Source organism: Solibacillus ferritrahens (assembly GCF_037027585.1).
Lineage (GTDB): Bacteria > Bacillota > Bacilli > Bacillales_A > Planococcaceae > Solibacillus > Solibacillus ferritrahens.
Genome location: NZ_JAXCLE010000001.1, coordinates 165594 through 182407, shown reverse-complemented (window position 1 = coordinate 182407; position 16814 = coordinate 165594). Strand labels below are relative to the sequence as shown.

Annotated in this window: 20 protein-coding genes; 14 read left to right on the top strand and 6 right to left on the bottom strand. The window is 37.9% G+C overall.

The features are described from left to right. Positions 1-350: 350 nt before the first annotated feature. Positions 351-1109 (bottom strand): methyl-accepting chemotaxis protein, encoded by a 759-nt coding sequence (locus SNE38_RS00895; RefSeq protein WP_336045792.1) that lies wholly within the window; start codon positions 1107-1109, stop codon positions 351-353. Between the two features lie 314 nt (positions 1110-1423). On the opposite strand from SNE38_RS00895, the gene SNE38_RS19265 reads away from it, so the two are divergent. From SNE38_RS19265 to SNE38_RS00880, 4 genes are all read left to right on the top strand, one after another. Further along, complete coding sequence (locus SNE38_RS19265; protein ID WP_191703870.1) at positions 1424-1537, top strand: diguanylate cyclase domain-containing protein; 114 nt, start codon at positions 1424-1426, stop codon at positions 1535-1537. A gap of 54 nt (positions 1538-1591) precedes the next feature. Beyond that, positions 1592-1891, top strand: coding sequence for a hypothetical protein (locus SNE38_RS00890; protein WP_336045665.1), 300 nt, complete (start codon positions 1592-1594; stop codon positions 1889-1891). A gap of 21 nt (positions 1892-1912) precedes the next feature. Next, the gene (locus SNE38_RS00885; protein WP_191703710.1) at positions 1913-2251 is read left to right on the top strand and encodes a 4-aminobutyrate aminotransferase; all 339 of its coding nucleotides are present in this window, start codon (positions 1913-1915) and stop codon (positions 2249-2251) included. Positions 2252-2693: 442 nt separating this feature from the next. Then, entirely contained in the window at positions 2694-3368 is a 675-nt protein-coding gene (locus tag SNE38_RS00880) for a hypothetical protein (protein ID WP_336045664.1), read from the top strand. A gap of 123 nt (positions 3369-3491) precedes the next feature. Here SNE38_RS00880 and SNE38_RS00875 read toward each other — a convergent pair whose 3' ends face one another. After that, positions 3492-3686 (bottom strand): hypothetical protein, encoded by a 195-nt coding sequence (locus tag SNE38_RS00875; protein WP_336045663.1) that lies wholly within the window; start codon positions 3684-3686, stop codon positions 3492-3494. A gap of 3 nt (positions 3687-3689) precedes the next feature. Further along, positions 3690-3974, bottom strand: a complete 285-nt coding sequence (locus tag SNE38_RS00870; RefSeq protein ID WP_336045662.1) for a MerR family transcriptional regulator — start codon at positions 3972-3974, stop codon at positions 3690-3692. A gap of 273 nt (positions 3975-4247) precedes the next feature. On the opposite strand from SNE38_RS00870, the gene SNE38_RS00865 reads away from it, so the two are divergent. The 9 genes from SNE38_RS00865 (at position 4248) to SNE38_RS00825 (ending at position 13180) form a co-directional block, all read left to right on the top strand. After that, positions 4248-5246 carry an ABC transporter substrate-binding protein gene (locus SNE38_RS00865; protein ID WP_191703714.1) on the top strand — a complete coding sequence of 333 codons (999 nt, stop codon included), beginning with the start codon at positions 4248-4250 and terminating at the stop codon, positions 5244-5246. 17 nt (positions 5247-5263) lie between these two features. Then, entirely contained in the window at positions 5264-6115 is an 852-nt protein-coding gene (locus SNE38_RS00860) for an ABC transporter ATP-binding protein (RefSeq protein WP_225223757.1), read from the top strand. A 23-nt stretch (positions 6116-6138) separates the two neighbouring features. Beyond that, on the top strand, positions 6139-6897 hold the full coding sequence (locus tag SNE38_RS00855) for an ABC transporter permease (RefSeq protein WP_191699722.1): 759 nt from the start codon (positions 6139-6141) through the stop codon (positions 6895-6897). Positions 6898-6942: 45 nt separating this feature from the next. Continuing rightward, a complete protein-coding gene (locus tag SNE38_RS00850) occupies positions 6943-7641 on the top strand; it encodes an isochorismatase family protein (protein WP_191703715.1) in 699 nt (232 codons plus the stop codon). A gap of 22 nt (positions 7642-7663) precedes the next feature. Further along, a complete protein-coding gene (locus SNE38_RS00845; protein ID WP_191703716.1) occupies positions 7664-8431 on the top strand; it encodes an IclR family transcriptional regulator in 768 nt (255 codons plus the stop codon). Between the two features lie 28 nt (positions 8432-8459). Continuing rightward, positions 8460-9923 carry an MFS transporter gene (locus SNE38_RS00840; RefSeq protein ID WP_191703717.1) on the top strand — a complete coding sequence of 488 codons (1464 nt, stop codon included), beginning with the start codon at positions 8460-8462 and terminating at the stop codon, positions 9921-9923. An 18-nt stretch (positions 9924-9941) separates the two neighbouring features. Further along, positions 9942-11357 carry a dihydroorotase gene (locus SNE38_RS00835; RefSeq protein WP_191703718.1) on the top strand — a complete coding sequence of 472 codons (1416 nt, stop codon included), beginning with the start codon at positions 9942-9944 and terminating at the stop codon, positions 11355-11357. Positions 11358-11892: 535 nt separating this feature from the next. Then, a complete protein-coding gene (locus SNE38_RS00830) occupies positions 11893-12660 on the top strand; it encodes a PH domain-containing protein (protein WP_191703719.1) in 768 nt (255 codons plus the stop codon). A gap of 208 nt (positions 12661-12868) precedes the next feature. Further along, entirely contained in the window at positions 12869-13180 is a 312-nt protein-coding gene (locus SNE38_RS00825) for a hypothetical protein (RefSeq protein ID WP_191699728.1), read from the top strand. Positions 13181-13269: 89 nt separating this feature from the next. Here SNE38_RS00825 and SNE38_RS00820 read toward each other — a convergent pair whose 3' ends face one another. The 3 genes from SNE38_RS00820 to SNE38_RS00810 all read right to left on the bottom strand — a co-directional run bounded on the left by SNE38_RS00820 (position 13270) and on the right by SNE38_RS00810 (position 15368). Further along, complete coding sequence (locus tag SNE38_RS00820) at positions 13270-13557, bottom strand: YunC family protein (RefSeq protein WP_191703720.1); 288 nt, start codon at positions 13555-13557, stop codon at positions 13270-13272. Between the two features lie 433 nt (positions 13558-13990). Further along, a complete protein-coding gene (locus SNE38_RS00815) occupies positions 13991-14458 on the bottom strand; it encodes a hypothetical protein (protein ID WP_336045661.1) in 468 nt (155 codons plus the stop codon). Positions 14459-14507: 49 nt separating this feature from the next. Then, entirely contained in the window at positions 14508-15368 is an 861-nt protein-coding gene (locus tag SNE38_RS00810) for a LysR family transcriptional regulator (protein ID WP_191703722.1), read from the bottom strand. Positions 15369-15512: 144 nt separating this feature from the next. Here SNE38_RS00810 and SNE38_RS00805 point away from each other — a divergent pair, with 144 nt between their 5' ends. Next, positions 15513-16802: a CitMHS family transporter gene (locus SNE38_RS00805; protein ID WP_336045660.1), complete on the top strand. Its 1290-nt coding sequence runs from the start codon at positions 15513-15515 to the stop codon at positions 16800-16802. Positions 16803-16814: the final 12 nt, after the last annotated feature.

Genomic DNA, 16814 nt, shown 5'->3' with positions numbered 1-16814 from the left:
ACAATCCAGTCCAAAAGATTACGCCTGAAGTAAGAGGCTCACTTCCAAATATTAGTGAGTAAACATAATTAATAAATAATAGCAGCATATAAGTGTAAAAACCGAGGATGGCTCCTTTTCTCCAATTATTCTGCTCAACCTTGGCCATCTTTCTGAAGAATTTCATTTTAAGCCTCCACATTATTAGTTAACAAAAGATGATACAGCAATACTCCATACAATTAAAACAAATGACGCTGTTAATAAAAATGTATTGAAATTGGTAGGTAGGTCTTCTTCACCCCCATCATAACATCAAAAAAGCCCAATTCCTTATGAAGAATTGTGCCCTTAAGTGGAAAACAAATATTCTATTTCATAACACTTTCAAATTCTGCAATCGTCTTCGTAAATTTTGATTGAGTTTCTAGGACAATTTTTTGTAAATCGTCTGTAATTTTGCTTACATTTCCTACGTCTTGTAAAATGGTTTCAACATTCTGATTGACACTTTTAATGGCATCATCGACATTACCAGCCAATCTCCTCACTTCTTCAGCTACTACTTTAAAGCCTCGTCCCTGTTCTCCTACACGTGCAGCTTCAATTGCTGCATTTAAAGCCAATACATTGGTTTGTCTGGAAATATTGCGTATCGTTTTAGTGATTTCAGTGATTAGATCAATCTGACTCTTTAGCGATTCAACTGCTATTATTTTTTCATTAGAATTTCCAACGACCAAATTTACTAATTCGATTGGCATTTCCTTTAATTCCGAAGTGATTTTATTAGTGGTATTTTCACGTTGGGTAATATTGGTTGCTATTTTAAGTACAGCTTCAACTTTACCTTCATGATTTAAAATAGGAATATAGGTAGCCTCTAACCAGAGTATATGACCTGTTTTATTAACCCGTTGAATCTTTGATTGATACTTTACACCTTTACTAAGATTATTCCATAATTCTTTATATTCTTTGCTGTTTCTAAACTCCGTAGTGCAAAACTGTTCATGTTGCATGTTTTTCATTTCAGTAACTGTATAGCCTAATGTTTCAGAAAAATTTTCATTTACCCAAATTACTTCTCTATTTAAGTTGAATTCAATCATTGCTAAACTTGTTTCCATTGCAGCTAAAACAGATTTTTCATTTAGTATCTGAGTACTTATGTTAACGCTCGGAGAAATGATCAACTCAGAGAAACCCCCTTATAAAGAATTATTAATACCCTATTATCTAGGAAATTTAATTATATAGTAATTTAGTGCTAATTCAATAAAGTATCCACTTATTTTTTATAATATGCTACATTTAAAGGAAAAAATGTTAGAGAGGATAAACCAACTGTGGGCTCGCAATTGTACATGTATATTACGCTTGTTTGTATGTCGGGAGTACTTAATTTGTACTTATGTCTCTATGCCTTTAGTAAACGTCATAAATATACGAATATCGCAAGGAAACACTGCATCAGCTGCTCCATAAAGCAGATACAGCTTTGTATGCAGCTAAGCAAGAAGGACGCAATCAGGTGAATGTTTATGTGGGGAGCTAGGGGAGTTCTTTTAATGAATAGAACTAATATCCACTTTCAAAGGGAGTGACTGTAATGATTGGATTTATAATGAGTGGCTTACTGTTGTTATTTATGATTATGAAATTTTATAAAAACAGAGAAATTTTCAAACAGCTTTCAAAAAAAGACTGGCTACAGTATGGCGCAGGATTTTTATTTGCATGGGCTGTAGCGATATTGGTGATTATGGGTGGTGCCAATCTTACGGAAACAATTCAAATAGGTTGGTTAGAGAACGTTTTGGAGTTTGTCATTATTTTGATTGGATTAGCTTTAGCGGGATTCATTATGAATAAAACCTTACCAGACAAATTAAGGGAGTTTTACTCGTGATATTAGGAAGGGGGATTTCATATGGATGATATTATAGGATTCGCTGTCGTTCTGATAATAATTTCAGGTTTAGTTTATGCTTTATTAAATCAAATTAAATATTCAAAGGCTAGTGAAAGTATTGTGGGAAGTCCGCTGTTTCGAAAGCAATTGAAAAGAAAAAATAAAGTTATGACTGTGTCATTATTTGGAGTGTTATTATTTTACACATTGAATATTGTGAGCGGTTTAAATATCGTTTCAAATCTCACTTTTTTAAATAACTTTACTTCACTCGGTGCCTTTGTTAGTTTAATAATTTTCCTCTATACAAAATTTGCAATGACACCAAAACAGGTAGATCGTAGTTTATATAATTAAGATCACTAGAGATAAAATAAGGGGAGAATTTTCCACTATTTCCTCGATGATCGTAGTTTTTGGGGTAAATAAGGGGAAATTTTTCCCTTATTGCTCTGGAAATCATGTTTTTTAAGTTTTTTTGGTGAATAAGGGAAGTTTCTTCCGCTATTTTGGCTGATTTTCGGGTGATTTTCAAAATAAGGGAAATTCTTACCGTTATTTTTAGCGTGTCATAACCGGGTTACTCCTAAATAAACTTAATAAGTCAAAACGAGGCTGCCAAAGGATTAGATGATTGAAATCTAACTCTTTGGCAGTTTTATTATTATAAATACATAAAGTCTCATAGTAAAAGTAGCCCATAAAATAAAATTCACTTGTTATTTAATGGGTAGTATATTAGTTTTATTGTATAAGGTACAATATCCTATAAAATAGAAAGAGAATGGGTGAATAAAGTATGGGTTTTTTGAAAGATCTTGGAGAAGGTGCAGGGTGGTTAGTTGGTAATGTGACTGGTGGTATTATCAAAGGTGTTGGAGAATTGACTAATTCGGATTTTATACAAGAGGTTGGAGAAGGTGTAAAAAACTCTACTGAATTTGTAGGAAAACAATTAGGTAATGTAGCAGAAGGTGCCTGGAATGTTGGAAGTGGAATTGTTACTAAAGATGACTATAAAATTGATCAAGGATTCGATGACTTAGGTGAGGGAGTTGGAAACACTGCTAAGGCAATTGGACAAGGTATCTCTGTAACGGTAAATAATATTGGAGATGTCGCTGGTGGTTTGATGGATGGAGATTCAAACCGGTCATTAGAAGGAGCAAAGCAACTAGGTAAAACGGCGCTGATTGCTACCCTTGGCGTCTCGGTTTTGGATATGGCCAATGTTGTTGATGTAAATGGTAATGAAGGTGTAAATATAGCGCAAGAAAGTGATGTAAAAGTAGATCATATTCAAGTTGAAAACCCTAATTCCCATACGGTTGAACCACATTGGAGAACCCTTCCTTCTGGTGAAACTATATGGGTAGATGGTGACGGAAATACTGATGTAAATCTTAGTGCGCAAGATGGTGGAGGTTGGTCTCAATCTAACCCTGATTACCGTATACCGACGGATAAAGCATAGTATTTTTATTTAATCTCTTTATAAGAAACAGGGAAAAGTTACACCCACGAAAATAAGAGGAGAATTTTCCTCTATTTGCTCGATGACCACGGTTCTGGGGTTAAATAAGGGTAAGATTTCCCCTTATTGCCTGAAAAACCGTACTTTTTCCAACTTTTCAGGTGAATAAGGGAAAATTCTCCCTCTATTTTGGCTGATTTTCGGGTGAATTTCTAAATAAGCGGAATTGTTACCGTTATTCCAAGCGGTGAGGTATAACCGCATTAATAAAAAAGCATCAAACCCTCTTTTATCCAGGGTTTTGATGCCTTTTTGCATTGTCTAGAGCCCCTTATATTTCTGAGAAGAATAAGGAAGACCGCGCTTTTTGAGCAACGCTTTTATTTCAACTGTTTGAACGCCTTCTTCCACACATTCTGCGATGAGGCTGAGTATTTCAATATCCTTGAGAGAAAATTTTCTTGTGCCTTTAGTAGATCGCGCGGGGAGGATGAGGCCGCGCTCCTCATAATATCGGATTTGACGAATGGATAATCCAAGAAGCTCACTAACATTACCGATTGAAATGATTTTCTTATCGCGAAAAGATTGATAGCTTTCATTCATAATAGACCACCTCTCGTTAATAAAAGTTACATATTAATATTTTTATATTAAATTTTATTAATTAACTATTCATAATGTTAGGATAGTTAACATTTTATTTCAACAAAACATCTAAAAACGAGAATTATGTTAGAAAATCTAACAAGATAGTAGTCAGAAAATTATAAAAATATATACTAAGAATATCTCAAGCGAATGACCTTATCGAAAAATGGAACGCATTCCGTATCGTGAAACAGGTCTCTTGAAAACATTTTAGAGGAGGAAACCAAGATGATGAAATTAAAAAAGAATGGTTTTTATTTACTAACACTGATGATGCTTCTTTTATTAAGTGCATGCAGTAAAGATGAAGCGAAAACAACGGCTTCAGCCGAAAATGGCGGTGTGATTCCTTTAAAAGTTGGTATTCAGAAAAATGCTGCTTTAACAAATGCCTGGATTGCAGAAAGTGTCGGTATTTATGAAGAGCACGGATTAGATGTCAAACTTATCGAATTTAAATCAGGCTCAGAATCGATCAATGCGCAGCGTTCTGGCAGTGTTGATATTATTTTGTCAGCTCCAGGTACGGCGATGGTGGCGAATGAATCCGGATTTGACCTTGTGTCCATTGCTCAAAATGAAATTGCACAAGCAGAAGGACCTGATACAGCCTCTGTTCAAGTATTAGCCGATTCAAAAATTGAAAACTTAAAAGATTTAGAAGGAAAAAAGGTAGCAATTTATGACTCACGTAACCAGTTAGTTTTAGGACTGAAAAAGATTATTGAAGAGTCCGGAGCAGATGTGGATAAAGTTGAATTTGTAGAAGTACCGTTTTCAAGTATGGGGGATGCCCTTAAGAACAATCAGGTTGACGCCATTTCTTTAGTAGATCCTTATACAACACAGCTCGTTTCTGAAGGGACAACAAAAGTAATCTCTTGGAATTACGTAGAAAGTATTCCGGAACAACCGGTAGGAGCTTGGTATGCACGTAGTAAATTTGTTGAAGAAAACCCGGAAGCTGTTTCCCGCTTTTATGATGCGATCTCCGCTTCGATTGAATATATGTTAGCGGATGAAGAGCGTGCCAAAAAACATATCGTTGATTTCACAGGTGTGGATGAAAAGTTAATTACCGATATGCCGCAAATTGCGTGGAGCAATGAATTCAATACAGACGTATGGCAGCAAATTGTTGATATGTATGTAGAAGCAGGCGAGTTAAAACAAAAGCATGAAGCAACAGAGTACTTTTCACAATATGTCACGGAAACTTTGAAGTAAAGGAAGGGTGGATTGTTATGAATTTATCAAATGTGTATGAATTAGGTACAGACAATGAAATGCAAATAGAGACAGGGCGTCCGAAAACACTTATCCATATTGAAGGAGTGAACAAGGAGTTTTCTGTAAACAAAAATAAGATTACCGTATTTGAGAACTTTTCGTACAAAATCCCCGAAGGTAGCTTTCTTTCCATTGTCGGCCCTTCTGGATGCGGGAAGTCAACACTGCTGAAACTGATTTCCGGGCTGGAAACTCCTACAAGTGGAACAATCAACTTCGATGGGCAAGTCATTAGCGGACCGCCAAAAGGAATGATTTATGTATTCCAGCAATATACGAAATCGATTTTCCCGTGGTATACCGTTTTGGAAAATATTGAATTTGGACTGAATACGCAAAAGAAGAATATTTCCAAGCAAGAAGCGAAAGAGCGCTGCATGGAATATATAAAACTCGTTGGTCTTGAAGGATATGAAGACTATTATCCATCTCAGCTGTCAGGTGGTATGCAGCAGCGTGTTGTCATTGCCCGCGCATTAATTTGCGAACCGAAAGTACTTTTAATGGATGAACCGTTCAGTGCGGTCGATGCGATGACACGAGCAATCTTACAGGAGCTGCTACTGAGTATTTGGGAGAAGCTGCCGATCACGATTTTGTTTGTAACACATGATGTAGATGAAGCCGTATTTTTATCAAGCCATATTATTTCACTAGGGAAGGCACCTATTGGATTAAAAGAAGATATCGTTGTGAATTTGCCTTACCCCCGAAACCAAATTGATACGAGAAAAAGTAAGCACTTTACGACGATGCAGTTGAAGCTGTTTTCGAGTATCTTCTCGCAAGAAAAGGGACAGGCGTAAATATGAAATAGGAGGAGATGTATATGTTAAAACGTTGGCCGGGATTTGTATTGATAATAGCACTTTTAGTAATGTGGGAGATTGCCTCAAAAACGGGGATCGTTGACTCTGTAAGCATGCCTCCAGTTAGTCAGGTATTTACAACATGGGGCGGTATTATAGCTAACGGTGAACTATTAAATTACTTGCTGCCGAGTTTAGGAAGAATTTTCAGTGGCTTCTTATTAGCAGCATTAGTAGCAGTTCCACTTGGTTTATTAATGGGTACAACGCCTTTTATTTATCGTTTGCTAGAGCCGATTACAGAGCTTATTCGTCCAATACCGGCTTCTGCTTATATTCCGGTAGCAATCTTATTTTTAGGAATTGAAAATGAAATGAAAGTATTTGTAATCTTCCTTTCAAGCTTATTCCCGATTTTATTAAACACTTACAGCGGTGTACGTGGTGTAGATCCAATCTTAATCGATACAGGCCGTACATTTGGTGTTTCGAAAATGAAGTCGTTGTTTAAAATCATTTTGCCGGCAGCACTTCCTTCTATATTAACTGGTATGAGGGTTTCAGTTGGTATTGCACTTGTCGTAGCGGTCGTAGCAGAAATGATTACGGGTAACAGCGGCATCGGGTATTTCATTTTGGACATGCAGCGCATTTTCCGTGTAGCAGAAATGTTTGCAGGTATTTTCACATTAGGAATTATCGGTTACTTAATTAACTTCGGCTTCCTAAAAGTAGAGCAATACTTCTTGCGCTGGAGAGGAAATACAGGCGGAGTTTAAGGATGCATTTAATAAAAGAAACGAACTATAAAGGAGGAATTGACGATGACAAGAATTTGGGATGAACTACTTTCAGAAACGGATAAATTGGTGATAGAAAGAGGCGGCTACGGAAAGTCGAGAGGGCTAGGCAAAAGCCCGCTGCTATTAATCATTGATCCGCAATATAACTATATGGGAGAAAATGTGCCGATTGAAGAGCAGCTGCATAAGTATCCGAGCGGTGGCGGTGAAAAAGCATGGGCAACACTTGAAAACGTGAAGCTCTTAAAGGCATTGGCAGATGAAGTGGGTATCCCGACAATTTACACGCGAAATGTGCAGAAAAAATCAGTTCAGTTTGATTCCTTTGCTTTAAAGGCAAATCGCGATAATTCCAATTATGTGGATGGCATGCCGGGGACGATGATTATTGATGAACTATTGCCTTCTGATAAAGATATCGTCGTGGACAAAAGCTATGCCAGTGCATTTTTCGGTACACCGTTAATTAGCTATCTTGTGAAGTTAGGTGTCGATTCGTTAATTGTTGTCGGTGGCTCAACTGGTGGCTGTGTCCGGGCAACGATTGTCGATGCTGTTACACATAATTTCAATGTGGCGATTGTAGAAGACGCGGTATATGACCGGATTGAACTGTCCCATAAAGCAGCTTTATTGGATTTATGGATGAAATATTGTGACGTTGTCCCGACCGAGGATATTAAAGAGTACTTGCTTAACTTAAAGACGGCCGTCAGATAACTATTTGAATGGAGGTTGTGGGATGAGGCAACAAACTTCAAACGTTCAATCAGTAGAAAGAGCTTTGCAAATTTTATCTTGTTTCACAATCGAAGAGAAAAGTTTATCCGTTAAAGAGATTTCAGAAAAATTATTGCTTCCTAAAAGTACAGTAGTCCGGATTTTGCACACATTAAAATCGCAGCGCTTTATCGAGCAGGACAGCTTAACGCAGCTTTATCAATTAGGCTTTAAAGTATTTGAGCTAGGGAATGCCTATGCGGCGACGATTGATTTAAGGCAACTGGCGCTCCCGGTTATGAGGGCGCTTAATGAGGAAACGTTGGAAACGGTGAGTCTAAACGTACTCGATGGCTACAACCGTGTCTGTATTGAAAAGGTGGAAAGCAGTCAGCAAATCCGAAACTTTGTGAAAGTCGGGGGACGTAGTGCACTTTGTTACGGGGCTTCCGGAAAGCTGTTGTTCAGCTATTTATCGAATGATGAGCAAAAAATGGTGATGCAGCAGGAGGCACTTGATTTCAGTCGGCAGGAAGTTCTGTTGGAGCAAGCCCGGCAAATTCGTAACGATGGCTATGCGATCAGTTTAAGCGAGCGGATTGAAGGGCTGCTATCGATTTCATCCCCGATCTTTGACAACAAGCACCAGATCATTGGAGGATTATCGATTTCTGGTCCGGTAGCGCGGATGGGGGTCAAGCAGGAGCAGATGATTCAGTCATTATTAAAGGCTTCTGTCGAAATCTCCGAAAAAATGGGCTACATCCAACTGATTATAGCTTCTGAGTAATGGGATCATGAGAATGGAGTAGATGTGTATGGGGGACAAGTTTAATCCTTGGAAAGTACTGATGATAACGAGCTTAGGTGTTCTGCTAGTCATGATGAATATGAGTACGTTAAATGTAGCGCTTCCCTCGATCACAACGCATTTCCAGGCATCTTCTTTAGAAGCAAGCTGGATATTGCTGTCATACATGCTATTCAATACGGTCTTCATACTAGTTTTTGGGAAGGTCGCGGATTTATTCGGACGTAAAAGGCTTTATATTATCGGCATTGGGAGCTTCACTATTTTCAGCCTTCTATGCGGATATGCAACAGATGTTGGCATGCTGATTGTGTTAAGGGCACTGCAAGGAATTAGCGGGGCGCTTGTCATAACGAATACGACACCGATGATTGTATCTGCATTTAAAACGGAAAAATTAAGTTCAGCGCTCGGAATTAATGTAGTCGTTTCTTCGATTGCGCAGCTCATCGGACCGGTTGTAGGCGGATACTTCACCTATATGTTTAACTGGCAATGGATGTTCTGGTTCAATATCCCAATCGGTATTAGCGGTACGGTTTTAGCAATATGGATGCTACCGAAAAATGTAGTGAAGCAGTCGAAAATAACGTTCGACTATTATGGAAGCTTACTTATATTAGCAGGTTTAGGCGGATTAATTTACGGGATATCGAGCAGCAGTGAACTTGGTTGGACACATATATCGGTTATTACGGGGATTACGATTTTCGTACTACTAGCCATTGTATTTTATTTTGTGGAACGAAAGGCGAAAATGCCCGTTGTGAACTTTGCATTATTTCGTCAACAAACCTTTTCAATGGCGAATATGACGACATTTTTAAATTCGCTTGCGCGGTCATCGGTTGTTCTGCTGATGGCATTATTTTTCCAAATCGTTTACGGGGCGAATGCTTTTCAGGCAGGCTTATGGGTATTGCCGATGACGGGAGGCACAGTCGTCGCATCGCTACTGATCGGAAGGCTAAGCTGTTACATACGAACAAGAATGTTAACGACAGCAGGCCTTTTCATTTCAACGATCGGAATGAGCTTACTGGCACTAAACATGAATGTGGCAAGTTCGTTTACCGCATTAATGATCGGGCAGTTCTTGATTGGGTTTGGGTCGGGTATTTTTATGACCCCGAATACACAGTTAATTATGATGAGTGTCCCGAGTCATTCAACAGGTGTCGCAAACGGACTACGATCGATGCTACAAAATATGGGTGGGGTACTGAGCACGGCGTTAGCGTTAATGATTGTCGTATCAGCTGTTCCGGGAGATTTAAAGGAAGCGGTGTATGCCGGTGCTGCAGCGAACGTTTCGGTAAACGGCTTAGTATTTATTACAAATGGATTCCAGTTGGCATTTATCATTACAACGATGATTACATTGAGTGCTGTATTTGCAGCTTTTTGGACAAGAGTACCAACATCACAGGCGAAGTCGGTGGAAGTGCAGGAAAAGCGTGATGTTGCCTAAACTTAAGGAGGAATGAGTATGAAGACGATTGTAAAAGGTGGAAATTTAGTTATTCCGTATGAAGGTGTAAAAAGAGCAGATATCATGATAGAGGATGGAATCATTGTAGCAATTGGCAACGATTTAAATGAGCACAATGCCGAAATTATTGATGCAACTGGCAAGCATATTTTCCCGGGCGCAATCGATGGTCATAGTCATTATGGCGTTTACGGGAGCTTAGCGGAGGACTATTACAAAACTTCGCGTTCTTCTGCCATTGGTGGGGTAACGTCAGTCATTAACTTTATGCGCAGCTCCCAATCATATAAAGACCAGCTGCCAACGGAAATCGGGATTGGGGAAAACGAAAGCATCATTGATTTCTGCTTCCACCTAGGTATTATGACGAACAAGCATTTGGAGGAAATGCGGTCCTATGTGAATGAATTTGGTTCCACTTCCTTTAAATTATATTTAGGCTACCGGGGTCAGGAGCAAAGCCGCTTTGGCACGGACCGCTTATTGGATGATGAGCTTTTATTAGATATTTTCGCTGAGATGAACAGTATTTCAAAAGATCTTATCTTGGCCATTCATTGCGAAAACGTTGATATGGGCAAACATTATACGAAAAAGTATGTAGATGTACCCGATCGGAATGAACTGATTTTCTTTGAAAAGTATAATCCTGATATTGTCGAGACGGAATCGGTTGTCCGCTGTGCGACACTGGCACTGCACTATGATGCAAAAATTACAGTCGTGCATATGAGTGCCGGTACAAGTATGCAGGCATTGGAAAAAATGACGCATTTCAATCCGGATATTGTCAATGTGGAAACATGTCCACACTACTTACTCGAAACGGTAGACAATAAGAAAGGCTTAGGGGCAATTGTGAAGCCACCGCTGCGATATAAGGAAGATAATGAGCTGTTATGGGAAGGCATTAAAAAAGGGATTGTGAAGTTTGTCGGGACTGACCACGTATCGATTTTCTGGAAGGATAAATTTAAGAATGGCTATGATATTGATAAAACGGTATTAGGATTTGGTGGGGCAGAATTCATGTTTCCGTTAATGCTAAGCGAAGGCCATTTCAAGCATGGACTGCCATTGGAAAAAATTGCAGAGCTGACAGCTGCGAATACAGCCAAAACATATGGCATGTATCCTCAAAAAGGAACGATCGAAATCGGCTCGGATGCAGATTTAGTGCTAGTGGATTTAGAGAAGAAGCTAACAATCGATGCGAATACTATTCCAATCAATTCAGACTACACGATTTATGAAGGCCGCGACATCCAAGGCTGGCCGGTAATGACAATTCGCCGCGGGGAAGTGATCGCAAAGAACGGTGAGGTTGTGGAACCGAAGACAAAAGGCAGATACATTTTCCGAAAAGCAGAGCCGGTGGGGACTGCACCGTTAGTTGAGGCAGCGGTGAATTAAATAGAAGAAAACGAATTGCCCCTTTTAATAGTGAGGGGCGGTTTGTTTTCTGTTTGTGACCAATAAAATAAGCGGAGAAATTCCTGTTATTTGCTAGTTGACCACTGTTTTGGGGTTAAATAAGGGGAAATTTTTCCCTTATCGATGGAAAAGTCACACATTTTCAAGATTTATAGGTAAATAACGGAAATTTCTTCCGTTATTTAGGCTGATTTTCAAAAGAAACTAAAAATAAGGGAAATTCCTTCCGTTATTTATTAAAACCAATTACATGAACTTGCCTACTCACCAAAAATAAGCGGAGAAAATCCCGCTATTTGCTGTTCAACCACTGTTTTATAGTTAAATAAGGGAAAAAAAGAATTTCTCCCATTAAAATATTGTGAAAAGAGCAGCTAGTAATAAGAAAAACCGGTAGCATCCATTCAAGATGCTACCATTTTTTCATGGGGAATTCCGTTAACAATAACCATCTTCATAGATAGCTGGAATTTGGTTAATATATTAGCAATATAACTTAGCGGGAGATGATTGAATGGGTTTCTTTGACTTAAAAGCGACTTGTGGTGTGTGTGAACAACAAGTTGGATTAAATCGATTTAAATTAAAAAAATCAAATGCGTGGATTTGTCCGAGCTGCTTAAAGGAAGCTGGCGGAGCAACCCGTATTAATGTGAACAAAGTTACGGTTGAAGAAGTGAAGGCCATTATTCAGGAAAAAGAAGACAAGCTTGGTGATGATCCGATGTCACGAGCAGAGAGTATGTACCAGTACTGTGTAGATAACAAATTCGGTTCGGGCTTTAATCAAAAATGGGGAGTAAAACATTTTAAAATATTGCAGGATAATTTAATCGGTGATGAAAAAGTATTGATGACATTTATAGGGTTGCACAATTATAAATCGGTCACAAAGCATGATAGTAATTATGCATATGCGATTACGAACAAGCGAATCCTATTCGGACAAAAATCCATAACAGGTGAAAAATTTAAAGCAGTTAACCATGAAAGGATTAATGATATCTCTTTCGAAAAAGGGATGGTCTTTGGTATTTTAACAATCGATACACCTCAGGAAAAATTTGAGGTTGGTCTAGGTAGCGAATCTGCAACAGCAATAAATAATGCCATTCATGAAGTACTGGATAAATTAAAAACAAGTAACAAAAATGATCCCACATCAGTCCCTGTACCTATATCAAATGCCGAAGAGATCATAAAATATAAAGAACTATTAGATGCTGGAATTATAACACCCGAAGAATTCGAAGCAAAGAAAAAGCAGCTTTTAGGATTATAGTGTGGTAAGAGAATATAAAGGTGTTGTTAATAATTGTAAAAAGAGTTATTTTTCCATTCAAGTTGGAATATAGTTATCGATAATTAGGGTAAGGAGAGATAAGGACAAAAAAGAGGAGAGGCGGTCGTGGGTTAAAGGGAAGCAAGGTTGATATTTCTCCATATGTGAAAGATCGTTTTGAATATATTCGAGAAAAGGGTGAGATAATATGAATCAAATTTTCAAAAAAGATGAGTTCATTATTATTCCTTTTTATAAAGGGCGAAAGCAAGAATTTATGGTAGTTAATACAAAGAAGGAATTCAAAAATGGACATACCCACTTAAAGTCATTTAAGATGGCCAAGTATTTGATCAATCTTGCACGGTTCCAAAAAATCAATTCCGGATTAAGACCCTATTTATTAACAAGCCTTACAAGAATATCAACTGATCATGAATATATTCAGAAATTAGAGGAGCTTCTAGCCGTCAAAAGAAGTAAAGGAACAAAAGCTTCTTATTATAACCGAGCAATTTAAATATAAAAATAGATAGACCGCTTTTTCGATAAATTGAAAGAGCGGTTTTTTGTATGGGCTGGTAGCTCCCGTATTTGGCTATCAACCAATTAAATCATTTTTAATAAAGCCTCTTCGCCAGTCATACCTTCTTCGATGCCGTACGCTTTTGCTTCGTATGTGATGGATTCTAATGGCGCTTTAAGTAAATCATCAATCGTTCTAACACCAACTGCACGACCAGCAATAATTTTGCGATCGGCTAATTTTTCATTTAAAAGTCCGACATCGAGCGCGCCACACATAATGTACCCATGTTCATTCGAAATCGTCAGCAGTGTTGTCTTAGGCAAATTAACGGTAACTGCAGTAAATAAATGACCTTGAAGATCAATCATTTCCGTATAGACGATAACCTTCGCCCCCTTTCATATAAATCATATGAAACAATTAGAAATAGGTACTTGTTTTGGGGGAAATAAGTGGTGTATTTGAAAAAAAGCCGGTGGTGGGACAGAAGTAGAAATTTCATTGGATAAGGAAAAGACTCTTATTAAGAAACGGATACTTTAAAAATTGATTGGAATGGAGGGCGAGTGTAGCTGACGGCTAACGCCTTTCGCTACAAGCAAAGCTTCCTGCGGGAAAAGCAAAATTTATTTTGCGACGAGTAACCGCAGGAGCACCGACGCCTGAGACTACAGGCTTAGGCCGTGCCCGCGGAAAGCGTCCCGGAATGGAAATCAATTTTTTATGCCAGCGAAAAAATGCCATTTTCCTCAAGGAGAATAATGGCATTTTTGGGTTATGTCCCAGTCTCAGCTTTTGTACTCACTGACTTTCATTCAATTGTAAAAAGAGATCAGAGAAATGATCCGTTGTTAATGCATAAAATTTATCATAGTTCTCAAAATTTGAAGGGAAGTTGATATATGTATGATTCGATTCATCCTCATAAATTAGGATTTCTGTCATAAAACCATTATTATCTGTAAAAGTTAATGAGCCTATAAATGTAGTCGGACGTTCCGGACTTGGATTCTTTTCTGCGTGTTGCATTTTTAAATTCTTAGTTAAGGTTTTCCGAATATCATGAGTTAATTCAATATCAATAATATTATTTCTCCCCTCGTCCATAACTGCTAATGAAAAAAATGCGAAATCATCATACTCAGCACTAAATCCACCTAATGTAGATATTCTTGCTTCCTCAGTACTTTCACCAATTTCTCCATTAAAAAAAACAAACAATCCTATACAAATAATAACTACTAAAGCAATAATGCTAATTTTTTTCATAAGAACCCCCTTTATAAATAGCAGAATATTACAGCACTCCAGCCTGCCGTTATATACTATAATGCCCCTTTAAAAAATCCAAAAATAAATTAACATGTCTTAGCTTCTCGACATAGGGGTTATAAAATAAACTCGTCTCTCTATAATAAATATCTTCTCCAAAATCGTTCAATGAAATTTTAAATAAATCTTCTCCTTCTATACTGATTCCGGGCAATACGGCAATGCCGAGATTATATTTCACCATCTCTTTGCACGTAGCAGCCTGATCGGTTTCAATACTAGGACGTATAGGCTGCTGAAAATAAGTGCGCCACCATTTATCGATCATAAGGCTTAACGAAATATCCGTTTTATAAGTGATAAACGGTAAGTTCGGGATATCTTCTTTTTTAAAAGGCGTTTTCGATACGACATATAATTCCTCTGTACAGAGTATATATTTTTTTGCATTCAATGAATAATCCCCGCGAATAATTGCTAAGTGAATTTCCTCTGCATTAAGTGCTTCTTTAATTTCACTGCTCCAGCCAGTTTTTAGTTGTATATAAATATTCGGATAAAGCTCTTTAAAATCATTCAATATTTTCGGGAGTTGATATAACGAGAACAGTCCGGAAGCGCCAATAGAGATCGTTCCCTGTGTATCTACGGTTAAATTCGCTAATTGATCAACTAGCAATTTTTCGTTATGTAAAATTTGTTTAGCATGTTCATATAAAATCCGGCCTTCCTCCGTAAAATCGATTCCTTTTGAGCCACGCACAATTAATTCTATTTTATATTTTTTCTCGAGTTGTTTAATCCGGTAAGTGAGTGCGGGTTGGGATGTATAGAGATTGCTGGCGGTATGTGTAATATTTTTGGTTTTATATAAATCTATTAATAATTGGCAGTCATTTATATTCATGAAAATCTCCTTCGTTTTTACTTGAGATAAAAATTTTTTATCGGTAGCGCTCAAAACTATCTATTTTATTTATTTGAATATATCATATATTCTGAAAATGGGGATAGTAAACCGCTTACAAATTAATAAGAACGGGGGAGGTATATGATAGCCAGCTTAGGCTTTATAATGATTATTCTATTTACCTATCTCATTATGAGCAATCGTTTGTCACCAATAGTAGCATTAATAACAGTTCCTATTGTATTCGCTATAATTGCAGGATTTGCTTCAACTCTTGGCGATATGATGTTGGATGGGATGAAACAAGTATCATCAACTGCTGCATTATTATTATTCGCCATTTTATATTTTGGGGTAATGATTGATGCGGGATTATTTGATCCATTTATACGAAGGCTTTTAACGATTGTCAAAGGAGATCCAGTAAAAATTGCGATGGGAACAGCTGCATTAGCACTTGCAGTTGCATTAGATGGAGACGGTACAACAACGTACATGATTACAGTTTCTGCTTTACTGCCATTATATTTGAAAATTGGTATGAATCCATTGATATTGGCAACTATCGCTATGCTCTCTTTAAGTGTTATGAGTGCGATGACACCTTGGGGAGGTCCTGCAACAAGAGCCATTGTGGCAACCGGAGTAGACCCCACGGAATTTTTTGTTCCATTGATTCCATTAATGGTTGTTGGGGCAATATGGGTACTTATAGTAGCTTATTTTTTAGGGAAGAAGGAACGTAAACGTGTAGGGGTTCATGTGATTGCGATTGATCACATTATTAATACAGGTGAAGAAAGTGTAGGTAAGCCATCTCGAATTCGTTGGTGGTCGAACCTCGTATTAACAGCTGTAGTCATGGTAATTCTAGTAAAAGGCATATGGCCGCCATCTGTTATTTTCATTTTTGGGTTTGCTATTGCATTAATGATTAACTTCCCAAAAAATACTGTACAAAAAGAAATCATCATGAAGCATGCAGGAAATGCATTGATTGTAACAGCACTAGTTTTTGCTGCAGGCGTTTTTACTGGGGTTCTATCAGGAACAGGTATGGTAACCGCTATGTCAACAGCTCTCATTTCATTAATACCGGAATCTTTAGGTTCACAATTGCCTTTAATAGTAGGTATTACAAGCATAGCTTTCACGTTTATTATGTCTAATGATGCTTATTATTTTGGAGTGCTGCCTGTGTTGGCGGAAACGGCTATATCATTTGGGGTTGAACCGATTGAAATCGCGCGTGCCTCTGTGCTTGGTCAACCAGTACATCTTTTGAGTCCATTAGTGGCTTCGACATTTTTGCTAGTCGGGATGATTTCAAAGGAATTGGGAGAATATCAAAAATATGCATTTCTTTGGTGCTTTTTAACATCTGTTTTCCTCATTGTCGTTGCAGTCATTACAGGAGCGATTAGTGTTTAAGTTTAGGGGGGA

What these genes read in the sequence shown, in the direction of transcription:
- SNE38_RS00820 (WP_191703720.1), bottom strand. Translation starts at nt 13,557, where the DNA reads ATGATTGATCTTCAAGGTCATTTATTTACTGCAGTTACCGTTAATTTG.
- SNE38_RS00870 (WP_336045662.1), bottom strand. Translation starts at nt 3,974, where the DNA reads ATGAATGAAAGCTATCAATCTTTTCGCGATAAGAAAATCATTTCAATC.
- SNE38_RS00885 (WP_191703710.1), top strand. Translation starts at nt 1,913, where the DNA reads ATGGATGATATTATAGGATTCGCTGTCGTTCTGATAATAATTTCAGGT.
- SNE38_RS00850 (WP_191703715.1), top strand. Translation starts at nt 6,943, where the DNA reads ATGACAAGAATTTGGGATGAACTACTTTCAGAAACGGATAAATTGGTG.
- SNE38_RS00835 (WP_191703718.1), top strand. Translation starts at nt 9,942, where the DNA reads ATGAAGACGATTGTAAAAGGTGGAAATTTAGTTATTCCGTATGAAGGT.
- SNE38_RS00825 (WP_191699728.1), top strand. Translation starts at nt 12,869, where the DNA reads ATGAATCAAATTTTCAAAAAAGATGAGTTCATTATTATTCCTTTTTAT.
- SNE38_RS00855 (WP_191699722.1), top strand. Translation starts at nt 6,139, where the DNA reads ATGTTAAAACGTTGGCCGGGATTTGTATTGATAATAGCACTTTTAGTA.
- SNE38_RS00840 (WP_191703717.1), top strand. Translation starts at nt 8,460, where the DNA reads ATGGGGGACAAGTTTAATCCTTGGAAAGTACTGATGATAACGAGCTTA.
- SNE38_RS00890 (WP_336045665.1), top strand. Translation starts at nt 1,592, where the DNA reads ATGATTGGATTTATAATGAGTGGCTTACTGTTGTTATTTATGATTATG.
- SNE38_RS00875 (WP_336045663.1), bottom strand. Translation starts at nt 3,686, where the DNA reads ATGCAAAAAGGCATCAAAACCCTGGATAAAAGAGGGTTTGATGCTTTT.
- SNE38_RS00830 (WP_191703719.1), top strand. Translation starts at nt 11,893, where the DNA reads ATGGGTTTCTTTGACTTAAAAGCGACTTGTGGTGTGTGTGAACAACAA.
- SNE38_RS00810 (WP_191703722.1), bottom strand. Translation starts at nt 15,368, where the DNA reads ATGAATATAAATGACTGCCAATTATTAATAGATTTATATAAAACCAAA.
- SNE38_RS00860 (WP_225223757.1), top strand. Translation starts at nt 5,264, where the DNA reads ATGAATTTATCAAATGTGTATGAATTAGGTACAGACAATGAAATGCAA.
- SNE38_RS00805 (WP_336045660.1), top strand. Translation starts at nt 15,513, where the DNA reads ATGATAGCCAGCTTAGGCTTTATAATGATTATTCTATTTACCTATCTC.
- SNE38_RS00845 (WP_191703716.1), top strand. Translation starts at nt 7,664, where the DNA reads ATGAGGCAACAAACTTCAAACGTTCAATCAGTAGAAAGAGCTTTGCAA.
- SNE38_RS00880 (WP_336045664.1), top strand. Translation starts at nt 2,694, where the DNA reads ATGGGTTTTTTGAAAGATCTTGGAGAAGGTGCAGGGTGGTTAGTTGGT.
- SNE38_RS00815 (WP_336045661.1), bottom strand. Translation starts at nt 14,458, where the DNA reads ATGAAAAAAATTAGCATTATTGCTTTAGTAGTTATTATTTGTATAGGA.
- SNE38_RS00895 (WP_336045792.1), bottom strand. Translation starts at nt 1,109, where the DNA reads ATGGAAACAAGTTTAGCAATGATTGAATTCAACTTAAATAGAGAAGTA.
- SNE38_RS00865 (WP_191703714.1), top strand. Translation starts at nt 4,248, where the DNA reads ATGATGAAATTAAAAAAGAATGGTTTTTATTTACTAACACTGATGATG.